Annotated in this window: 19 protein-coding genes; 7 read left to right on the top strand and 12 right to left on the bottom strand. The window is 72.1% G+C overall.

From position 1 onward, the window contains the following. Positions 1 to 44 precede the first annotated feature (44 nt). On the bottom strand, positions 45 to 1,583 hold the full coding sequence (locus tag AB0I59_RS36380; RefSeq protein WP_061256444.1) for a leucyl aminopeptidase: 1,539 nt from the start codon (positions 1,581 to 1,583) through the stop codon (positions 45 to 47). An 89-nt stretch (positions 1,584 to 1,672) separates the two neighbouring features. On the opposite strand from AB0I59_RS36380, the gene AB0I59_RS36375 reads away from it, so the two are divergent. The 3 genes from AB0I59_RS36375 to AB0I59_RS36365 are packed head-to-tail and all read left to right on the top strand — an operon-like array spanning position 1,673 to position 3,955. Continuing rightward, on the top strand, positions 1,673 to 2,020 hold the full coding sequence (locus AB0I59_RS36375; protein WP_228645185.1) for a GntR family transcriptional regulator: 348 nt from the start codon (positions 1,673 to 1,675) through the stop codon (positions 2,018 to 2,020). Continuing rightward, positions 2,017 to 3,018 (top strand): DUF1648 domain-containing protein, encoded by a 1,002-nt coding sequence (locus tag AB0I59_RS36370; RefSeq protein ID WP_358140352.1) that lies wholly within the window; start codon positions 2,017 to 2,019, stop codon positions 3,016 to 3,018. The genes AB0I59_RS36375 and AB0I59_RS36370 overlap by 4 nt, the downstream gene beginning before the upstream one ends. 16 nt (positions 3,019 to 3,034) lie before the next feature. Then, positions 3,035 to 3,955, top strand: a complete 921-nt coding sequence (locus tag AB0I59_RS36365; RefSeq protein WP_358140349.1) for a CPBP family intramembrane glutamic endopeptidase — start codon at positions 3,035 to 3,037, stop codon at positions 3,953 to 3,955. Between the two features lie 6 nt (positions 3,956 to 3,961). Here the strand turns inward: AB0I59_RS36365 and AB0I59_RS36360 are convergent, their stop codons facing one another. After that, the gene (locus AB0I59_RS36360; RefSeq protein ID WP_358140346.1) at positions 3,962 to 4,780 is read right to left on the bottom strand and encodes an adenosylcobinamide-GDP ribazoletransferase; all 819 of its coding nucleotides are present in this window, start codon (positions 4,778 to 4,780) and stop codon (positions 3,962 to 3,964) included. Positions 4,781 to 4,952: 172 nt separating this feature from the next. Continuing rightward, a complete protein-coding gene (locus AB0I59_RS36355; RefSeq protein WP_358140343.1) occupies positions 4,953 to 6,182 on the bottom strand; it encodes a bifunctional adenosylcobinamide kinase/adenosylcobinamide-phosphate guanylyltransferase in 1,230 nt (409 codons plus the stop codon). A 277-nt stretch (positions 6,183 to 6,459) separates the two neighbouring features. Between AB0I59_RS36355 and AB0I59_RS36350 the strand changes: the two genes are divergently transcribed. Continuing rightward, positions 6,460 to 6,666, top strand: coding sequence for a hypothetical protein (locus tag AB0I59_RS36350; RefSeq protein WP_228645180.1), 207 nt, complete (start codon positions 6,460 to 6,462; stop codon positions 6,664 to 6,666). Positions 6,667 to 6,724: 58 nt separating this feature from the next. On the opposite strand, the gene AB0I59_RS36345 is transcribed toward AB0I59_RS36350, so the two are convergent. Beyond that, complete coding sequence (locus tag AB0I59_RS36345) at positions 6,725 to 7,321, bottom strand: TetR/AcrR family transcriptional regulator (RefSeq protein ID WP_358140339.1); 597 nt, start codon at positions 7,319 to 7,321, stop codon at positions 6,725 to 6,727. 76 nt (positions 7,322 to 7,397) lie between these two features. Between AB0I59_RS36345 and AB0I59_RS36340 the strand changes: the two genes are divergently transcribed. From AB0I59_RS36340 to AB0I59_RS36330, 3 genes are all read left to right on the top strand, one after another. Further along, complete coding sequence (locus tag AB0I59_RS36340) at positions 7,398 to 8,231, top strand: NAD(P)H-binding protein (RefSeq protein ID WP_061256459.1); 834 nt, start codon at positions 7,398 to 7,400, stop codon at positions 8,229 to 8,231. Between the two features lie 138 nt (positions 8,232 to 8,369). Continuing rightward, positions 8,370 to 8,498 (top strand): hypothetical protein, encoded by a 129-nt coding sequence (locus AB0I59_RS36335; RefSeq protein ID WP_358140335.1) that lies wholly within the window; start codon positions 8,370 to 8,372, stop codon positions 8,496 to 8,498. Between the two features lie 157 nt (positions 8,499 to 8,655). Next, on the top strand, positions 8,656 to 9,732 hold the full coding sequence (locus tag AB0I59_RS36330) for a TauD/TfdA family dioxygenase (RefSeq protein WP_061256461.1): 1,077 nt from the start codon (positions 8,656 to 8,658) through the stop codon (positions 9,730 to 9,732). A gap of 148 nt (positions 9,733 to 9,880) precedes the next feature. On the opposite strand, the gene AB0I59_RS36325 is transcribed toward AB0I59_RS36330, so the two are convergent. From AB0I59_RS36325 to AB0I59_RS36290, 8 genes are all read right to left on the bottom strand, one after another. Next, positions 9,881 to 10,309: a nuclear transport factor 2 family protein gene (locus tag AB0I59_RS36325; RefSeq protein WP_358140330.1), complete on the bottom strand. Its 429-nt coding sequence runs from the start codon at positions 10,307 to 10,309 to the stop codon at positions 9,881 to 9,883. Further along, positions 10,291 to 10,743, bottom strand: coding sequence for a VOC family protein (locus tag AB0I59_RS36320; RefSeq protein ID WP_061256464.1), 453 nt, complete (start codon positions 10,741 to 10,743; stop codon positions 10,291 to 10,293). Before AB0I59_RS36320 ends, AB0I59_RS36325 begins: the two co-directional genes overlap by 19 nt. 52 nt (positions 10,744 to 10,795) lie before the next feature. Then, positions 10,796 to 11,710, bottom strand: coding sequence for an ABC transporter permease (locus tag AB0I59_RS36315; RefSeq protein WP_061256466.1), 915 nt, complete (start codon positions 11,708 to 11,710; stop codon positions 10,796 to 10,798). Next, on the bottom strand, positions 11,707 to 12,885 hold the full coding sequence (locus tag AB0I59_RS36310) for an ABC transporter permease (RefSeq protein WP_228645175.1): 1,179 nt from the start codon (positions 12,883 to 12,885) through the stop codon (positions 11,707 to 11,709). Before AB0I59_RS36310 ends, AB0I59_RS36315 begins: the two co-directional genes overlap by 4 nt. Beyond that, the gene (locus tag AB0I59_RS36305) at positions 12,882 to 14,477 is read right to left on the bottom strand and encodes an ABC transporter ATP-binding protein (protein WP_358140326.1); all 1,596 of its coding nucleotides are present in this window, start codon (positions 14,475 to 14,477) and stop codon (positions 12,882 to 12,884) included. The genes AB0I59_RS36310 and AB0I59_RS36305 overlap by 4 nt, the downstream gene beginning before the upstream one ends. 1 nt (position 14,478) lies before the next feature. Then, positions 14,479 to 15,576 (bottom strand): BMP family ABC transporter substrate-binding protein, encoded by a 1,098-nt coding sequence (locus AB0I59_RS36300; RefSeq protein WP_358140323.1) that lies wholly within the window; start codon positions 15,574 to 15,576, stop codon positions 14,479 to 14,481. A 97-nt stretch (positions 15,577 to 15,673) separates the two neighbouring features. Beyond that, positions 15,674 to 17,131 (bottom strand): amidohydrolase family protein, encoded by a 1,458-nt coding sequence (locus AB0I59_RS36295; protein ID WP_358140320.1) that lies wholly within the window; start codon positions 17,129 to 17,131, stop codon positions 15,674 to 15,676. Beyond that, on the bottom strand, positions 17,128 to 17,469 hold a 342-nt coding region (locus tag AB0I59_RS36290; protein WP_358140317.1), incomplete at its 5' end, for a zinc-binding dehydrogenase. The genes AB0I59_RS36290 and AB0I59_RS36295, both read right to left, overlap by 4 nt.

Raw genomic sequence — 17,469 nt, 5'->3', positions numbered from 1 at the left:
TTGGACCCGACAGCATCTTTTCACTTGTCTATGAAGATCGTGGTTCAGTCGGCGGCGCGTCCGCCGTCGGCGGCGTAGCGTTCCGCCAGGGCCACCAGCGTGCGGGTGATCGCCCCGGTTCCGCCCTTGGGTGTGTAGCCGTACGGCTCCGCCTTGTTGAAGGCGGGGCCCGCCATGTCGATGTGCGCCCAGCGAACGCCGTCCGGGACGAACTCGCGCAGGAAGATGCCCGCCGCGAGCATCGCGCCCCACCGGTCGGGATTGAGGTTGGCGATGTCGGCCACCGGCGAGTCCAGGCCCTTGCGCAGTTCGTCGGGGAGCGGCATGCCCCAGGCGGCCTCACCCTGGGAGACGGCGACCTCGACGACCTCCTCGCGGATCGCGTCGTCGTTGGCCATGACGCCGCTGGTCCGCCAGCCGAGCGCGACGATCTGCGCGCCGGTGAGGGTGGCGACGTCGACGATCAGGTCAGGGCTGTCCTGCGCGGCGCGCGCGATGCCGTCGACCAGCACCAGCCGGCCCTCGGCGTCGGTGTTGAGCACCTCGACGGTCTTGCCGCTGAAGGTGTGCAGCACGTCGGAGGGGCGCATCGCCGTACCCGACGGCATGTTCTCGGCGAGGCACAGATAGCCGACGGCGTTGACCGGAAGGCCGAGCCTGGCGATGGTGATCAGCGCGCCCAGGACGGCGCCCGCGCCGCCCATGTCCGACTTCATCCAGTCCATCGAGTTGGCCGGCTTGAGCGAGAGGCCGCCGGAGTCGAAGGTGATGCCCTTGCCCACGAAGGCGAGGGTCCGCGAGGCGTCCGGGTGGCCGTACGCGAGACGGACCAGGCGGGGCGGGTTGACCGAGCCCTGGCCGACGCCGGAGATGCCGCCGTAGCCGGCCTCCTTGAGCGCGGTCTCGTCGAGCACCTCGACGGTCAGGCCCGCCTTGGTCCCGGCGTCCTCGGCGATGTCCGCGAACTTCGCGGGCCACAGGTCCGACGGGGGCATGTTGACGAGGTCGCGCACCAGGCTCACCGCCTCGGCGACGGTCGACGCGCGCTCCACGGCGGCGTCCGCGCCGTCGGCGGCGGAGAGCACGGTCAGCTCGCCGACCGGCTCCTTGCGCTCGCCGGTGCGGTATCTGCTGAATTCGTAGGCGCCGAGCAGCGCGCCCAGCGCGACCGCCTCGGCCTCGTCGGCCGTCGAGGCGGGCAGGGCCAGGGCGGCGGAGGCCGTACCGGCGAGGGCGCGGGCCGCGGCGCCGGAGGCGCGTCGCAGCGTCTCCGGGTCGTATCCGTCGTCGGGCCGCTCACCGAGGCCGACGGCGAGCACGAGCGGCGCGGGCAGGGCGCCGAGAGTAGGGATCTTGGCGATCTCCTCGGGTTTCCCGGTGAATCCGACCGCGCCGAGCGCTGCGGCGAGGGTGCCGCCCAGAGCCTGGTCGAGGTCGTCGGCGCCCGGGGCGACCTGTGGGCCGTCCGATGAGGCGTGGATGCCGACTACGAGAGCACCGGTCTCGATGGAGACCGTGTCAGATGCGAGAACGCGCACTGTGGTCACGGGTGCCGATGCTAGTCGCGCTTTCAGCGTACGCATAAACGAGGGTTCGTCCTACCAATGGGTGGGGGAGATGGTGCTGATGGAATTAGCACCATCTGGATGATGATGCTAATGTCGCTAGCATCATGTTGCTGAAGCTCGATCTCAACGATCCGCGGCCCCTCCATGAACAGGTCGCCGACGCCATCCGGCAGGCGATCGTTCAGGGGGACGTGGCTCCGGGGGACCGGTTGCCCCCGGCCCGCGACCTCGCTGACGCGCTGGGCGTCAACGCCAACACGGTCCTGCGGTCACTGCGCGACCTGCGAGACGAAGGCCTGCTCGAGTTCCGCCGCGGCCGCGGCGTCTCGGTCCTGAGCCGGCCCGACCCCCGCGAGGCGCTCAGAGCCATGGTGAGGGACCTGCTCCATGAGGCCGTCCGGTACGGCTATCGCCCCCACGACGTCATTGAACTGATCAAGGAAATCTCATGAACGACTTGTCCGTACGGGACGCCGCCTTCCGCGGGCGCTTCCTCCTGGCGGCCGGAGCGTGGACGGTCCTCGTCACCGCCGTGCTGGTCGCCGTGCCGCTCTGGTTCAGGGACCGGCTGCCCGACCCGCTGGCCGCGCACTGGGGGCCCTCCGGAGAACCGGACGGCACGATGCCGTTCACCGTGTTCGTCTGCGTCGCCCTGCTGTGGGTGGTCCTCGCGGGAGCCTGCCTGGGGGCGGCGGCCGGCGGCCGCGCGGTGAACCGGCGCGCGGCACGCCGCTGGATCACGGCCGGGCTGGGCTGGGGCGCCGCCTTCATACTCGGCCTGCAGATCCTCACGATCGGCGCCAACATGGACCGGCGGCGCTGGGAGGACGCGGCGTCCCTCGGCTGGCAGGCGGCGATCGTGATCGCCGTCGCGTTCCTGGCCGGCTGGCTCGGTTGGCTCGCCGGACGGCCGGGGCCCGACGAGCGGCCGGCTGCCGCCGAGGCCACGCCGCCGGCTCTCGTGCTCAGCCCGGGGGAGCGGCCCGTGTGGGTTTCCAGCGTGTCCTCGCCGGTCGCCGTGGGACTCGCCCTCGCCGCACTCGCCGCCGCCGTGTCGCTCGCCGCCTGCGCCCTCTTCGGCCTCCCCGCCGAGTTGTGGATCGGGGCGGGGGTGTTCGCCGTCGTCGGCCTGGCCGGTCTATGGCTCTCCTCGGTAAGGGTGAAGGTGAGCCCGGAAGGCCTCACGGTGTCCTACGGCCCGCTGCGGTGGCCCTCCAGGTCGGTGCCGCTCGCCAAGCTCGACCGGGCCTGGACCGAGCGGCGTGCCCCCGCCGACGTGGGCGGCTGGGGTTATCGCGGGCTTCCCGGCCAGAGCACGATCATGATCCGTGGCGGCGAGTGCCTGGTCGTCCGCTACACCTCGGGCGGCGAGCTCGGCATCAGCGTGGACGACGCGGCTCAGGGAGCCGCCCTGCTCAACGCTCTTGTGGCTTCCGGTGTGGCTTCCTGAGACTGATGGAGTGTCGATGCGCCGATCTGGTGATCTTCTGCTGTTTCTCGTCGTCTCCTTCGGCTGCGCGTGGCTGCTGGCACTCCCGCTGTGGCTGAACGGCTCGGGGCTGCGGTCGCCGCTCGTGACGCCCGTCGCGGCGGCGATGATGTTCACTCCGTCCCTCGGCGTGCTCGCCGCCTGGCTGGTCCGCCGTCGCGGGACCCCATTCCGTGAATGGGCCCGCCTCACCGGCCTCACATGGGGGCCGGTGCGCAGGAGGACGCTCGGCCTCGTCGCCGCCACCTGGCTGGGCGTGCCGCTGCTCGTGCTGGTCGCGCTGGCCGTGAGCGCGCTCACGGGCGCGGTCGACCTCGACGTCGGGGGGCTCAGCCTCTTCCGGCGACAGCTGGAGGCGGCCGGCGGGGCTCCGCTGGAGCCGGAGACGCTGGCTGTGACCCAGCTCGTCTCTGCGGTCGTCGTCGCGCCGCTGCTGAACGCGATCCCGTCCCTCGGCGAGGAGTGGGGGTGGCGGGGGTACCTTCTGCCGCGGCTCCTCGGCGGCCCCGCCCTCGACGCCTCGCCCCGGCCGGCCCGGCTGGTGTGGCGCGCCATGCTCGTGTCCGGTGTGATCTGGGGGCTCTGGCACGCGCCGCTGACCTTGCTCGGTTACAACTATCCGGACCTCGGCCCGTGGGCGGCGCCGATGTTCGTCGGGGTCTGCGTCCTGCTCGGCGCGATCCTCGGCTGGCTGCGCCTGCGCACCGGCAGCGTGTGGCCGGCCGTGGTGGGACACGGGGCGTTCAACGCCTCGGCCGGTCTGATCCTGCTCGCCGGTGACGCGGCCCACCCGCCCAACCTCGCGCTCGCGGGCGTCACGGGTGTCGTCGGCTGGGCCGTACTCGCCGTCGTCGTGGTCGCCCTGCGCTCCCCGTACCGCGCCGGTGAGGGCGCGTAGACCGCCTCAGCGGAGGAGGAAGGCGCAGAGCAGCAGGGTCGTGGTCGTCGCGCACTCCGCCAGCGCGCCGAGCACGTCCCCCGTGATCCCGCCGAGCCTGCGGACCGCCCGCCGCCGCAGCAGCGCCGCGGCCATGAGGCCGGCCAGCACGGCCAGCGGGTACGCGACCGGCGCCCACCGGAACACCGACCGGAGCGGCGAGGGCTCGAGTGCGGGCAGGAGGACGGCCGCGCACAGAAGGGCCGCCGCGGTCACGGCGATGGCGGGGCCACGCCGTACGGTGCCCGCGACGAAGGCGCCCAGCCCTCCGGGGCGGGCGGCGGGGACGCTGACGCGACAGGCCCAGGTGATCGCGAGCCGTCCGGTGACGCAGGCGGCGATCAGCGCGGGCGGTCCCCAGCCGTCCATCCGGGTCAGCGCGGCCACCTGCGCGAGCAGCGTGAACACGAGCGTGACCACGCCGAACGGCCCGATGTCGGAGCGCTTCATGATGTCGAGCGCCTGATCGGCGGGCTTGCCGCTGCCCAGGCCGTCGGCCAGGTCGGCGAGCCCGTCCAGGTGCAGGCAGCGGGTCAGCCAGGCGAGCGCCCCGACCGCGAGCACGGAGGCCAGCAGCGCGGAACCGCTCGCCCAGCGCGCACCGATCGACACGGCGGCGGCGGCGACCCCGAGCACCAGCCCGGCGAGCGGGGCCAGGAGCATCCCGCGTCCGGCGATCCGGCGATTCACCTCGATCGCGCGTACCGGGAACACGCTCAGGGTTCCCAGCGCGAACCGCCATGCCGCCGCCGTGGAGGCGGGGTCCTGCTCTGGTGTTCCGGACACAACGGGTGATGGTAGTGGCGTGCCGAGGCTGGAACGTGTGCGCTCCCCGCCGCCCGTCGCTCGGCCCCACGCGGACCGGTCCGAGGCGGAGGAGGCGTCCGTCGGTTCGCCCGCCGGGTCCTCACGCTGTCGCTCTCCACCGGGAGTTCCCCCGAGAGCCACGGAAGACGGCTCAGATCGGGAGCGGCAGCACGCGGCCCGCCACGACGAGCGCCACCTCCTCGGACTCGCGGGCGAGGCGCTGGTTGAGGCGCCCCAGAGCGTCGCGGAAGAGCCGGCCGCTCGCGGTCGCCGGGATCACGCCGAACCCGACCTCGTCGCTCACGGCGACGACCCGTGCCGATGTCCGCCGCCACGCCTCGACCAACTCGTCGCACCGCAGAGCCACCCGGTCGAGCGGGGACGGCTCCATTTCGGTCGTACGGGAGGCGTCGTTCTCGCGGTGACCCTCATCCTCGTGGGGGTCGTCACCCCGGCGGGGAGCGGCGCCTTCGCGGGGGCCGCCGTTCTCGTGTGGGGAGTCCTGATCGTCGAGGGTGTTCCGCCCTTGTGCGGCCGCGCTCTCCTGGCCCGGCCAGGCGCCGCACTCGTCGAAGACGGCGGCGATCCAGGTGCCGAGCCCGTCGATGAGGAGCGTTCCGGACGACGCGCGGAGCAGCCCGGCGAGGTCGGTGGTCTCCACCGTCCCCCAGTGCGCGGGACGACGGTCGCGGTGCGCCCGCACCCTGGCGAGCCAGGAGGGATCGTCACCACCCGAGGGGCCCGTCGCCACATAGGTGACCTCCGCCTCGGCCGCGAGCCGAAGTTCCGCCTCCTCCGATTTGCCGGAGCGGGCGCCGCCGAGCAGGAGTGTGCGCCGTGGCGCGGACCGGGCGGGTGAGGGCAGCTCCCGCGTTTCCAGCGCGGTGCCGTCGGGCACGGCCTCCACCCCCCAGAACGCGAGCCGGCGGGCCAGCTCCGCCTCGGATGGGACACGATGGTCGAGGCCGACGGCGACGACGCGGGTGCGCGGCGTCACCCGGCCCCTCCGGCGCAGGTCGCCGAGCCGCTCGGGCCGGTCGAGCGGGTCGAGGAGCACCACGTCGTACGGCGCGGGCGCCTGTTCGTCCGGAGGCCCCTCCCGCCCTACGCGCCGGATGCCCGTGTGGAGCAGCCGCCCTCCGTCCGGGCCGGTCACCGCGAGACCGTCCGGAGTGTGCTCCATGGCGTGGCCGTCCGGTCCCGGCCGCGGACTCGTGCGGGAGGGGGTGGGGGACGGATCGGGGGAGAGCCGTACCACGTCGTCGACGACGACCGACAGGGGGCGGCGGGGCAGGGCGCTCGTCCGTCCGCAGGAGGCGCAGCGGCAGCCGGGGGAGGGCCATCCTTCGGGGCCGGCCGTTCCCTCCAGGAAGATCCTCATTTCGTCCCCTCCGTGCCGCAGGGCCCGCCCGATGCCGGGTCCTGCTGAGGCCGTCGCTCGCTCCTCCCGGTCCTGTACGCCGGGTCCGCGCGACGCCATCTTCCCGTGCCGCCCGCCCGCGGCGGATGGCGGGGCGTCGGAAGGCCGTTCCCGGTACGTACTGGAAGGATCGCCGTCCTGAGCGGTTGTATGGTCGGCGGGACCTGCTCGGAGATCGCGAACCACCGGATCGCGGCCGGGGCGGGTGTCGGCCGGACCCGGAAAAGGAGCGTAAGTCATGACGTGGCGATGGCGTTACGAGGACGCGAACGGTGGCGAGGTGACCAACCGGGACCTGCCGAGGGAGATCTTCACGAGCCAGGCCGACGCCGAGTCCTGGCTCGGGGAGAACTGGCGGGAGCTGCTGGATTCCGGCGTCGAGCAGGTGTCGCTGCTTGAAGAGGACCGCGTCGAGTACGCGGCGATGTCGCTGCGCTCGGAGTGATGAGCCGCGCGACGCCGTGATGGCCGCCCCCGGCTCCGCGTCTGTGGCCGGGGCGGCTTCAGGCGGCATCAAGGGAGTCGAGCCAGGCCAGCAGGCGGGCGCCCTCGCGGTCCATGACCCCCGGGTCCCGCAGGGCGTTGGCCAGCAGGGACATGCCCTGATAGGCGCCCACCAGCGTCAGGGCCAGGCCGTCTGGTTCCGGCTGGCCCAGTTCGCGGAACTGACGCTCCACCCAGGCGAGCAGTAGCCGGATGACCTTGCCCGCCTCGACGTCGAGGCCGCCCTCGTCGCGCTTGTCCAGTTCGACGGCGAGGGTGCCGGTAGGGCAGCCGTAGCGGGCGGCGAGGTCGCGCTGGCCCATCCAGGTCTCGATGAGGCCTCTGAGGCGCAGGCGGGGATCGGTGAGCCGGTCCAGGTGGCCGGTGAGCAGTTCCAGTCGCCGCGCGTGCTCGGAGAGCGCGGCGGCGACCAGATCGTCCTTGGTCTTGAAGTAGTAGTACACGTTGCCGGCGGGGACGTCGGCCACCCGCGCGATGTCGGCGATGGTGGTGCGCTCGGCACCCTGCCGGTGCAGGACTTCCGCCGCGGCCCTCATGAGTCGTCGCCGCTTGGCGTCAGCCGCCCGGACTCGGCCGGACTCTTTCAAGTCAGTCACCTCACTAACTATATGTCTCTCATGTGTTAGGGTCCTTCTCAGTCAGTCAACTAACTAACAACTCGAAGGGCCTCTCATGATCGTTGTCACCGGTGCCACCGGGAACGTCGGCCGCACGCTGGTCCGCATCCTCGCCGAGCAGGGTCGCGAGGTGACCGCGGTCTCCCGCCGGATGGCACAGGCCGACGCGCCGTCCGGCGTCCGCGCGGTCGCCGCCGACCTCTCGCAGCCGCACGCTGACGTGTTCGCGGGGGCGGACGCGGTCTTCCTGCTGGTCGGCGGAGAGCTGATGATGGTCGGCGACCCGGTCCGGGTCGTCGCCCCGTTGGCGGCCGCAGGCAGGATCGTCCTGCTCTCCTCTCAGGGGGTGGCCACCCGCCCGGACTCCTTGTCGCACGGCCGGGCGTTCGCCGCCTACGAGCAGGCCGTCATGGACTCCGGCGCCGAGTGGGCCATCCTGCGGCCCGGAGGCTTCGCCTCCAACGCCTACGCCTGGGCGCCGTCCATCAAAACGTCCCGTACGGCCGCCGCCCCCTTCGGCGAGGTCGGCCTCCCGGTCATCGATCCCGACGACATCGCCGCCGTGGCCGCCGTCACCCTGACTCGGCCGGGCCACGCGGAGGCGATCTACGAACTGACCGGCCCCGCGCCGATCACCCCGCGCGGGCGCGCGGCCGCCATCGGTGACGCCATCGGCGAGCCCGTCACCTTCGTCGACCAGACCCGAGAGGAGGCCCGCGCCCAGATGCTCACCTTCATGCCCGCCCCGGTGGCGGACACCACCCTTGACATCCTCGGCACCCCGACCGTCCGGGAGCAGACCGTCAGCCCCGACGTCGAGAAGATCCTCGGTCGCGCCCCCGGCACCTTCGCCGACTGGGCCAGGCGCAATGCCGCGGCCTTTCGCTGATGCCTTTCGCTGATGCCGCGGCCGGTCGGGGCGCTCAACCCCCACCCATGTAGCGGAATGCGAGACGTCATCTCTATTGACGGAACCTTTGGCGCAGGTCTAGCGTGGCGGAAAGACGACCACCCGCAGGAGAGCGCCATGATCCACGTTGCCGTACCCGGCTTCGGGGCGATCGTGTCCGGCTGGGAGGAACCGATGCGAGTCCGCCCGCCGCGGAAGGGCATGCGCCCGGGCACCGCCGCGGGAGATCCGCAGACCCCTTTCTGATCTCCGCATCAGAGGCGAGCGGCGCCGCACGAGCGGTCCCGCGGCGTCGTCCGCCGTCCTCGCCTGTCCGGACTCCCGCATCCCGGCTGTGACGGCCTTTTCGAGCTGTCACCGCCCTTCTGAGACGCGACCCCCAAAGTACTCGGAGTGCATCATCATGACCACAGAGGTCTCCCTGTCCCCGATCACCGGCCCGTCCGCATGGCGTGGCGACGAGCTGGCCGGATCCACCGAATGGATCTACCTCCTCAGCGACGCGGAGCGCGAGGAGCTCGAGGAGGTCGGCCGTAAGTTCGTCGCGGACGACCCCGACCTGCGCACCGTGGTCGCGGCCGACTATCCGCTGTCCGCCGCGACCGGTCTGATGGAGGAGTGCGCGCGGCAGATGGACGCCGGGCGCGGGTTCGTCCTGGTCCGCGGTCTGCGCACCGAGGAGTACGGCGACGCGCTGGCAGGTGCGATCTTCTTCCTGATGGGCCTGCACCTCGGCACGCCGATGGAGCAGAACCAGCTCGGCAACGTGCTCGACCACGTCATCGCGACGTCCAACAAGACGCTGGACGACCCGGGCGCGCTGCCGTCGCGGGTGCGCGACCGGCTGCCGTTCCACTCCGACAGCTCCGACGTCGTCGCGCTGATGTGCCTGCGCGCCTCGAAGGAGGGCGGCGCCAGCAGCCTGGTGAGCGGTACGACGATCTACAACGAGATCCTGCGCCGCCGGCCCGACCTCGCCCCCCTGCTGTTCGAGCCCTGGCACTGGGACTGGCGGGGCCAGGACCCGGACGCGCTGTCCGAGACCTACGTGTCCCCGATCTGCAGCTACGTCGACGGCATCTTCAGCACGTACGCGGGCAGCACGATGATCTTCTCCGCGCAGAAGTACGACGGCGTGCCCCGGCTGACCGAGGACCAGATCGAGCTGCTGCACCTCTACGACGAGATCACCCAGGAGCCCGGACTCGCGCTCGACATGGACTTCCAGCCGGGTGACGTCCAGTGGCTGCTGAACTACGCCGCCCTGCACTCGCGCACCGAGTACATCGACTGGCCGGAGCCGGAGCGCCGCCGCCACCTGCTCCGCCTCTGGCTCAAGCGCGACGTGGGCCGCCCGCTCGTGGACGGCTTCGGCAAGAACGTCGTGAAGGCGCGCGGCGCCGAGGAGAAGAAGATAGTGGAGGGCGGCGCCTTCCACATCGCCGAGGCGGTCGTGCCCAACCAGGACTGGGGCAACTGACCGCTGGTCCGGCCCGCGACGGAACGGCCGACAGGGATCGCCCCCCTGTCGGCCGTTCCCGTCTGTCCGCCCGGCCGGTCCCGGCCGCTTCTCCCCAAAACGGAGATGCCCTGGGGAACGGTCCCCAGGGCATCTCGTGTACGTGTTCCTAGGCCGACGGCGCCGACGGCTCGGTGAGCTGCCGGTGCACCTCGCCGCTGTCCCAGTAGTCCGTACGGTGCGTGATCAGGCCGTGCGCGCCCACCCGGAAGCGGAAGACGCCGCGTATCCGGACCGGCTTGCGCCCGGCGGAGACCAGCGTGAACGACATCCGGTAGGCGAGCGCCGCCCGGCCGTCCTCCACGATCAGGTCCTCGACGGCGTAGTGCAGGTCCGCGAAGTCGGCCAGGAACCCCGCGAGGTTCGCGCGGTAGCGATCGCGGCCGGTGACGTCACGGCCGAGCGTGGACGTGTGCTCGTTGACGAAGTCCGGACTCACGCAGGCCGCGATCGCGTCGGCGTCGTGCGCGTTCAGCGCGGCGACGTACCGCGCGACCGCGGCCCGGGTGAGTTCGGAGCTCAGGAGGGGTTCGCCCACAGCTTGCGCACCGTGTCGAACACCTGCTGGTTGTGCGAGATCTCGATGACGTTGCCGTCGGGGTCCTTCAGGGCGCAGATGTAGCCGACCGGGTCGGGCATGTCCCGGGGCTCCCAGTGCAGGCAGCCCAGGTCGCGCGCCCGCTCGGCGATCGCGTCCACGTCGCCGCGCTCCGGCACCTCGATGCCGATGTGCGCGAACGGCGTCAGCAGCCCGAGCTGCCCGCCCTTGTCCTTGTTGAAGGACACGAGCACCAGCACCATCGGCGTCTCGACCTGCTTGTCGTTGGACAACCAGGCGCTCTCACCGTCGGCGTCCCGGAACCGCTCCACGACGACCAGCGGCGTCAGCGCCGTGTAGAAGTCGATCGCCTTGTCGAGGTCGCCGGTCGGCAGGGCCACGTGCGTCCAGCGTGCCTGGGACAGACCGCTCATTTCTTCCTCCGATTTGTCTGATCCATCAAGGGGTGGGTCATGGTGCCGTCCGTCAGGTGGAACCCCGTACGAACGGTTGCCCGAGCGCCTTCGGTTCGCGGTTCCTGGTCGCGAAGACCAGCATCGCGAGCAGCGCGAGCAGGTACGGCGCGACGACCAGGAGCTGCGAGTTCAGCGTCAGGCCGAGGGCGGGAAGCGCGAGGCGCATGGCGTCGGCCAGGCCGAAGAGCACGCAGCCGAGCAGCGTGCGGCCCAGCCGCCAGGCGCCGAAGATCACCGCCGCGATGACGATGTACCCGCGCCCCGCCGTCATGTTCTGGTTGAACGAGCCGACCTCGCCCACCGCCAGGTAGGCGCCGCCGAGGCCGGCCAGCGCGCCGCACCACAGCAGAGCCTGGCGGCGGCGCAGGTTGACGTGGATGCCGGTGACGTCGGCGGCCTGCGGCTGCTCGCCGACGGCCCGCAACTCCAGCCCCCACCTGCTGCGCTCCACGAGCCACCAGGTCAGCGGGATGACGAGGATCAGCAGGTACACCGGCCACCGCTCGACGAACAGCGGATGGCCGATCAGGGGGATGTCCCGCAGCCACGGGACGCTCACCTGCGACACCTGGTGGGAGTCGAACGAGCTGATCGTGATCAGGAAGCTGGTCAGCCCCAGCACGAGGGCGTTCAGCACCAGGCCGACCACGAACGTGTTGACCTCCAGGCGGTGCGCGAGGTTCCCGTGCACGAAGCCGATCAGCAGCCCGATCAGCACGCCCGCCACCAGTCCGGTGGTGGCGCTGCCGGTCGCCGACGCCGTGGCCACCGAGCCGAACGCGGCGCCCAGCATCATGGCCTCGAGCGAGATGTTCATCGTCCCGGCCCGCTCGGCGAGGTACTCGCCGCAGGCGGCGAAGGCCAGCGGCACCGTGAGCCGGATCCCGCTGGACAGGATCGTGGAGATGTCGTCGGCGGCGCTCACGCGATCGCCTCCTCTGCGACGGGAGTGGCCTCACGGCGGGATCCCGCCGTTCGGTCGCTGGAACGGCGCCGCCTGACGAGGGCGACGACCACGGGCGGCGCGACGAAGGCGAGCACCAGCAGCGCCTTGACCACGTCCACCAGGAACGAGGGCACCCCGGTCGCCGCCAGGAAGCCGCCTCCCGAGCGCAGCACGCCGAAGAGCAGGGCGACGGGCATGGCGGCCAGCGGCCGGTTGCGCGCGACCAGGGCGACCAGCAGGCCGTCCCAGCCGATGTTCATCGCTATGCCCGGCTGGAGCCGGTTGACTCCCACCGGGCTGGCCAGCAGGACCGCCCCGGCCAGGCCGGCCAGCGCTCCGGAGATCGCCAGCGCGGCACCGCCCAGCGCGTTGACGCGTACGCCCGCGTGCTTGGCGGCGAGGGGGTTGCGGCCGAGCATGGTGAGGCGGAATCCCCAGGGAGTGCGCGTGATCGCCACCGCGACGAGCACGGCCGCGACCACCGCGAGGATCAGGCCGCCGTTGATCTGCAGGTCGGGGTACTCGCCGAACGAGCCCAGCAGGCCCGAGGGAGGCAGCGGGTTGGACTGCGGCGAGACCGGCGCGTTGCCGACCCGGGACTCCTGCAGCAGCCACGGCATGTTCACCGCGTACGCGACGACCTGCTGGGCGACGAAGGTCATCAGCATCGTGCTGACGACGACGTTGACCCCGCGCAGCCGGTACATGAGCGAGCTGAGGCCCGCCCACGCGCCCGCGGCCAGCGCGGCGGCCGCCAGCATGACCACCAGCAGCACCGGGCCGGTGATCGCCAGGCGCAGGCCGACCCAGGCCGCGGCGAGCGCGCCGATGAGCACCTGGCCTTCCTGTCCGATGTTGAACAGGCCGGAGCGCGCGCTGACGCAGGCGCCGACCGCGACCAGCAGCAGCGGAGCCATGTAGAGCAGCGTGGACGTCCACGCCGTCCAGTCGGCCATGCTGCCCTGGAACAGGGCCTGGACCGACGCGGCGGGCGAGCCCCCGGTGATCGCGATGAGCGCGGACGAGAGGGCGAGCGCCACGAGCAGGGCGAGCACGGTCGCCGCCGTGGTCTGCCAGCCGTACGGGCCGGGGTTGAGGTGGCGGAGCAGGCGGCGGCCGGTCCCCGAGGGGACGGCGGGCGAGGAGGCGGTCACGCGGCCACCCCGCCCACCAGCATGCCGAGCCGCTCCGCCGTGGCCTCCCCTGTGGAGAGTACGCCGGTGATCCGTCCCGAGGAGATCACCGCGATCCGGGACGCCAGAGCCATGACCTCCTCCAGCTCGGTGGATATCAGCAACACCGCCACACCTCCTGACGCCGCGTCCCGCAACCGCTGGTACATGTCCTCGATGGCCCCCACATCCAGCCCGTGGGTGGGCTGCGCGGCGATGAGGACGCCGGGCCCGGCCGACAGCTCGCGGGCGAGGACGACCCGTTGCTGGTTGCCTCCGGACAGGCTCCGGACCGGCGTGTCCATGGACGGGGTGACGATGTTGAACTCCGCCGCCAGGCGGCGCGCGATGGCGTGCATCCTGCGCCGGCTGATGAAACCGCGGCCGCTGACGTCGCCGATCGACTTCATCACCAGGTTCTCGGCGACGCTCATGTCCAGCACGACGCCGGAGCTGTGCCGGTCCTCCGGGATGATGCCGAGACCGGCCCGGTGCAGCGCCCCGGGACGGTCCAGCTCGACCGGACGCCCCGCGAGTTCGACCGTCCCCGAGGTGGGGAGGACGAGCCCGGAGAGCAGGTCGCCGAGGGTGGACTGGCCGTTGCCCTCGACGCCGTACAGACCGACGATCTCGCCGGGGGCGACGTCCAGGCTCAGGTCGGACAGGACGGCCACGCCGTCGATCGTCACCGTCAGATCGCGCAGCCGCAGCGCCGGTGCCGTCCCGGGCGCCGCCGCGTCGGTGCCGGTGCCGGGGTCCGCGGGGGCCGGGGCGCCGTCCACCGGCAGCATGCCGAGCGCGGCTCCCTCGGCCCGCAGCGAGACGTCCCGCCCCACCATCTGGCGGGCCAGCTCCGGCGGCGTGGTCGCGGAGGTCTCGCTGTGGAAGACGACCTTCCCCTTGCGCAGCACCGTCACCCGGTCCGTGGCCGCGGTGATCTCCGCCAGCTTGTGGCTGATCAGGATCACCGCGCGGTTCTCGGCGCGTACGACGTGGCGCAGGACGGTGAACAGCTCCGCCGACTCGGCCTGCGTCAGCACCGAGGTCGGCTCGTCGAGGATGAGCACCGACGGGTCCCGGCGCAGGCACTTGATCAGCTCGACCCGTTGCCGTTCTCCGGCGGAGAGCCGGTCGACGCGGGCGGTGGGGTCGATCGGCAGGCCGTACCGCCGGGACACCTCCTCCACCTGGCGGCACGCGGCGGCGCGGTCGATCTTCCCGGTGTCGCCGAGGATGACGTTCTCCCAGACGGTCAGCGCGTCGATCAGGCTGAAGTGCTGGTGCACCATGCCGATGCCCAGCGCCACGGCCGCCTGAGGGTTGTGGACGTCCACCGGCGTCTCGCCGCGCATGATCGTCCCGGAGTCCCGCTGGACCAGCCCCAGGAGGATCTTCATGAGCGTCGACTTGCCCGCGCCGTTCTCTCCGAGCAGACCGTGGATCTCGCCGTGGTGCACGTCGAGATCCACGTTGTCGGAGGCGACGACCGGGCCGTAGCGCTTGCTGATGCCCCGCAGCCGCAGAGCGGGGGCCGATGGCGGGGTCAGCTCCCTCGCCCGCTCGTCATCTGTCATCTCAGGAACCGAGCCTCTTGACTTCCGCGGCGGGGTCGAACTTGTTGGCGCCGACGTCGGCGATGAACGCGTCGAGCTTCTCCTTGACCTCCGGCTTGTCACCGCACAGCTTCACCGTCGGGTACGGGTCGACGCCGAGCTGCCAGACCTTCTTGACGCCCATCTGCAGCTTGCCCGCGGCGAAGCTCTCCAGCGCGGAGGCGAAGTAGTCGCCCGGGCTGAACAGCACGGAGACGTCGAACTTGGGCTTGGTGGAGGCGCACTGGTCGGTGCCCGGGGTGAGGGTGTAGACGTCGTTGGCGTTGGCCAGTTCCGTGGCGGCGTTCGTGGCGCCCCCGAGGTACGGGTACACCACCTTGACGCCCTGGCTGATCTGCGCCTGCATCGCCTCCTTGGCCTTGGCCGAGTCGTTGAGGTCGCCGGTGAAGGTCGTCACCACCTTCGCGTCGGGGATCACGAGGCGGATGCCCGCGCGGTACGCCCGCACCGCCGAGGTGGTGAAGTCGACCTCGGGACCGGTGATGAAACCGGCCTTGGTGTCGCCGCGCTCCTGCAGCAGCAGGCCGGCGGCGTACCCGGCGGCCAGCAGGCTCTGGTTGGCGTCGTCGACGGACAGCATGATCTTCGGCGTCTGCGGGATGTTGTCGGCGGACGGCACGTACCACGCCGTGTTGGCGCAGACCGGCTCCTCGGAGGCGGGGATCGCGTCCCTCAGCTCCGAGGCGCCCAGCGCCACCATGTCGACCTTCTGCTGGCAGAGCGCCCGCGCGGCGCTGAGCGCCTCGCTGGTGTTCACGCTGCCCCGCTTGATGAGCGTCCAGCCTTGTGACGTGGCGTACTTCTCGGCGGTGTCGACGAAGCTCTGGTAATAGCCGCCGTCGTTGATGTCGCCGGGGCTGAGCACCCCGATGACGACCTTGCCGTCGCCGTTGACGTCCGGCTGGCCGGCCTGGGTGCCGCCGCCCGAGGTGCTTCCGGCGGTCGCGGCCGGAGCCTTCGCCGCGGTCGCGTCGTTGCTGGCACATCCGGCCAGGGCGATCGTGCCGAGGCAGGCGATCATCGCACCGGCGGCCTTGCCCGCTCGGTAGTTTCCGGCCATAACGATCCTCTCGATCTTCTGGGGGCTCGATCTGCTGGGAGTTCGTAGGGGAGTTGTCGGGGTCGTGATTCCGGGCAGTGATCTTCAGGGGGTGTGGTCAGGATGATCTTCGGGAGTACGCCGCCGCCGGGATCGACGGCCAGCGGTGGGGTACGTCCAGGCCGGCCCGGCGCAGCAGCGCCGCGGACCGCTCGGCGGCCTCGCGGCGCAGCGCGCCGGTGTCGACGGTGGTGAGCCCGCGGTCGCGGACGACGACCTTGCCGTCGACCAGCACGTCGCGGACCGTGTGCGTCGGCGCGCCCCACACCAGGTGCGTGGCGAGGTCGCCCCTGGGGGTCCAGGACAAGTCCCGGGTGTCGAGTACGACCAGGTCGGCGGCCTTGCCGACCTCGATCGAGCCGACGAGGTGGCCGAGTCCGACCGCCTCGGCGCCGTCGATCGTCGCCAGGGCGAAGACCTGGTCGGCGCGCAGGACGGGCGCCTCGTCCCGGTCGCGCTCCAGCGCGGCGAGCAACCGCGCCGCGCCGAGCAGGTCGGGCACGTCACCGGCGTTGTGGGAGTCGCAGCCGAGGGCGACCCTGCCGCCCCGGCGGACCAGTTCCCCGTGCCGTCCTGCCCGGCCGTATCCCTGGCCGAGCCGCAGGTACGCCCCGGGACAGGAGGCGACGGCCGTACCCGTCTCGACGACGGCGTCGAGTTCGGCGTCGTCCAGCCAGACGGCGTGGCCGAGCAGCAGCCGGGGACCCAGCACGCCGAGCCGCCGGAAGTGCAGCACGGGCCGGGTGCCCGCCCGCTCCGCGTAGGCCCGCGCGTCGGCGGCGCTGGGGGAGACGTGCCAGGTCAGCCCCACGTCCAGCCGCTCGGCCAGCTCCGCGGCGCCGACGAACAGCTCGTCGCCGGCCAGGTCGTGCCCGACCAGGGTGACCCAGCCGGTGACGGTCCCGCCCGACGCGAGAGCGCGTACGGTCTCCTCCTGGAGGGCCAGGCTCTCCGCGGCGGGCAGCGCGTGGGCGACACCCGGCACGTCCCAGCCCCAGCGGCCGACGCGGGCGCGGATCCCGGCCGAGGCGAGGCCCGCCGCCACCCTCAGCGGGTGGGCGACCGTACCGGGCTCCAGGATCGTGGTGACGCCGCGGAGGAGGGACTCGGCGGCCGTCAGGGTCGCCGACAGCTCGTCGTCATCGCCGGTGACCTGGTCGTGCAGCGGAACGATCCATCCGAAGATCGCCTCCTCGGAGGCGATGTCGTCCGGGATCATGCTGCGTACCAGGGGATCGGCGGTCGTGTGCTGGTGCGCGTTGACCAGTCCGGGGATCACCACGCACTCCCGCGCGTCCAGCTCCGGAGCGCCGGGGAATCGGGCCCGCAGCTCGTCCGCCGGGCCGATCGCGGCGACGCGCCCGGCGGCCACGGCGATCGTGGCTCCGGTGACCACCTCGCGTCCGGGGGCCATCGTCACCACGTCGCCGCCCACGACGAGCAGGTCCGCGCGGCCGTCTCCGGGCGCGGGCGCCGTGTCGGGTGCTGTGTCGGGCGCCGTGTCGGGTGCCGTCATGGCCGCACCAGAACCCGGCCGACGAGGGACCGGGAGTCGCCCCGGCCGAAGGTCGGGTGCAGGTCCTCGAACCCGCACTCGGCGGCCACGAGGGTGCGCAGGCCACCCGAGAAGTACGTGTCCAGCATGAGGGAGAAATCGTCGGCGGTGTAGGCGCCGGATCCGAGCAGCCGTAGGCCGCGGTGGTAGACGTTCGCCAGCGAGAGGGAGACCTCGTCGCCCGTCGTGTTGCCGAACATGACCAGCCGGCCGCCGATCCGCAGGCAGTCGAGCGAGCGCTGCCAGGTGGCGGCGCCGACGTGGTCGAGGACCACGTGAGCCGGCCAGGGCCTCCTGGA

Origin of the sequence: Microtetraspora glauca (genome assembly GCF_040656155.1) — a bacterium.
GTDB lineage: Bacteria > Actinomycetota > Actinomycetes > Streptosporangiales > Streptosporangiaceae > Microtetraspora > Microtetraspora glauca.
Note: the sequence above shows the minus strand (reverse complement) of the source record. Positions and strands in the feature narration are given on the sequence as shown.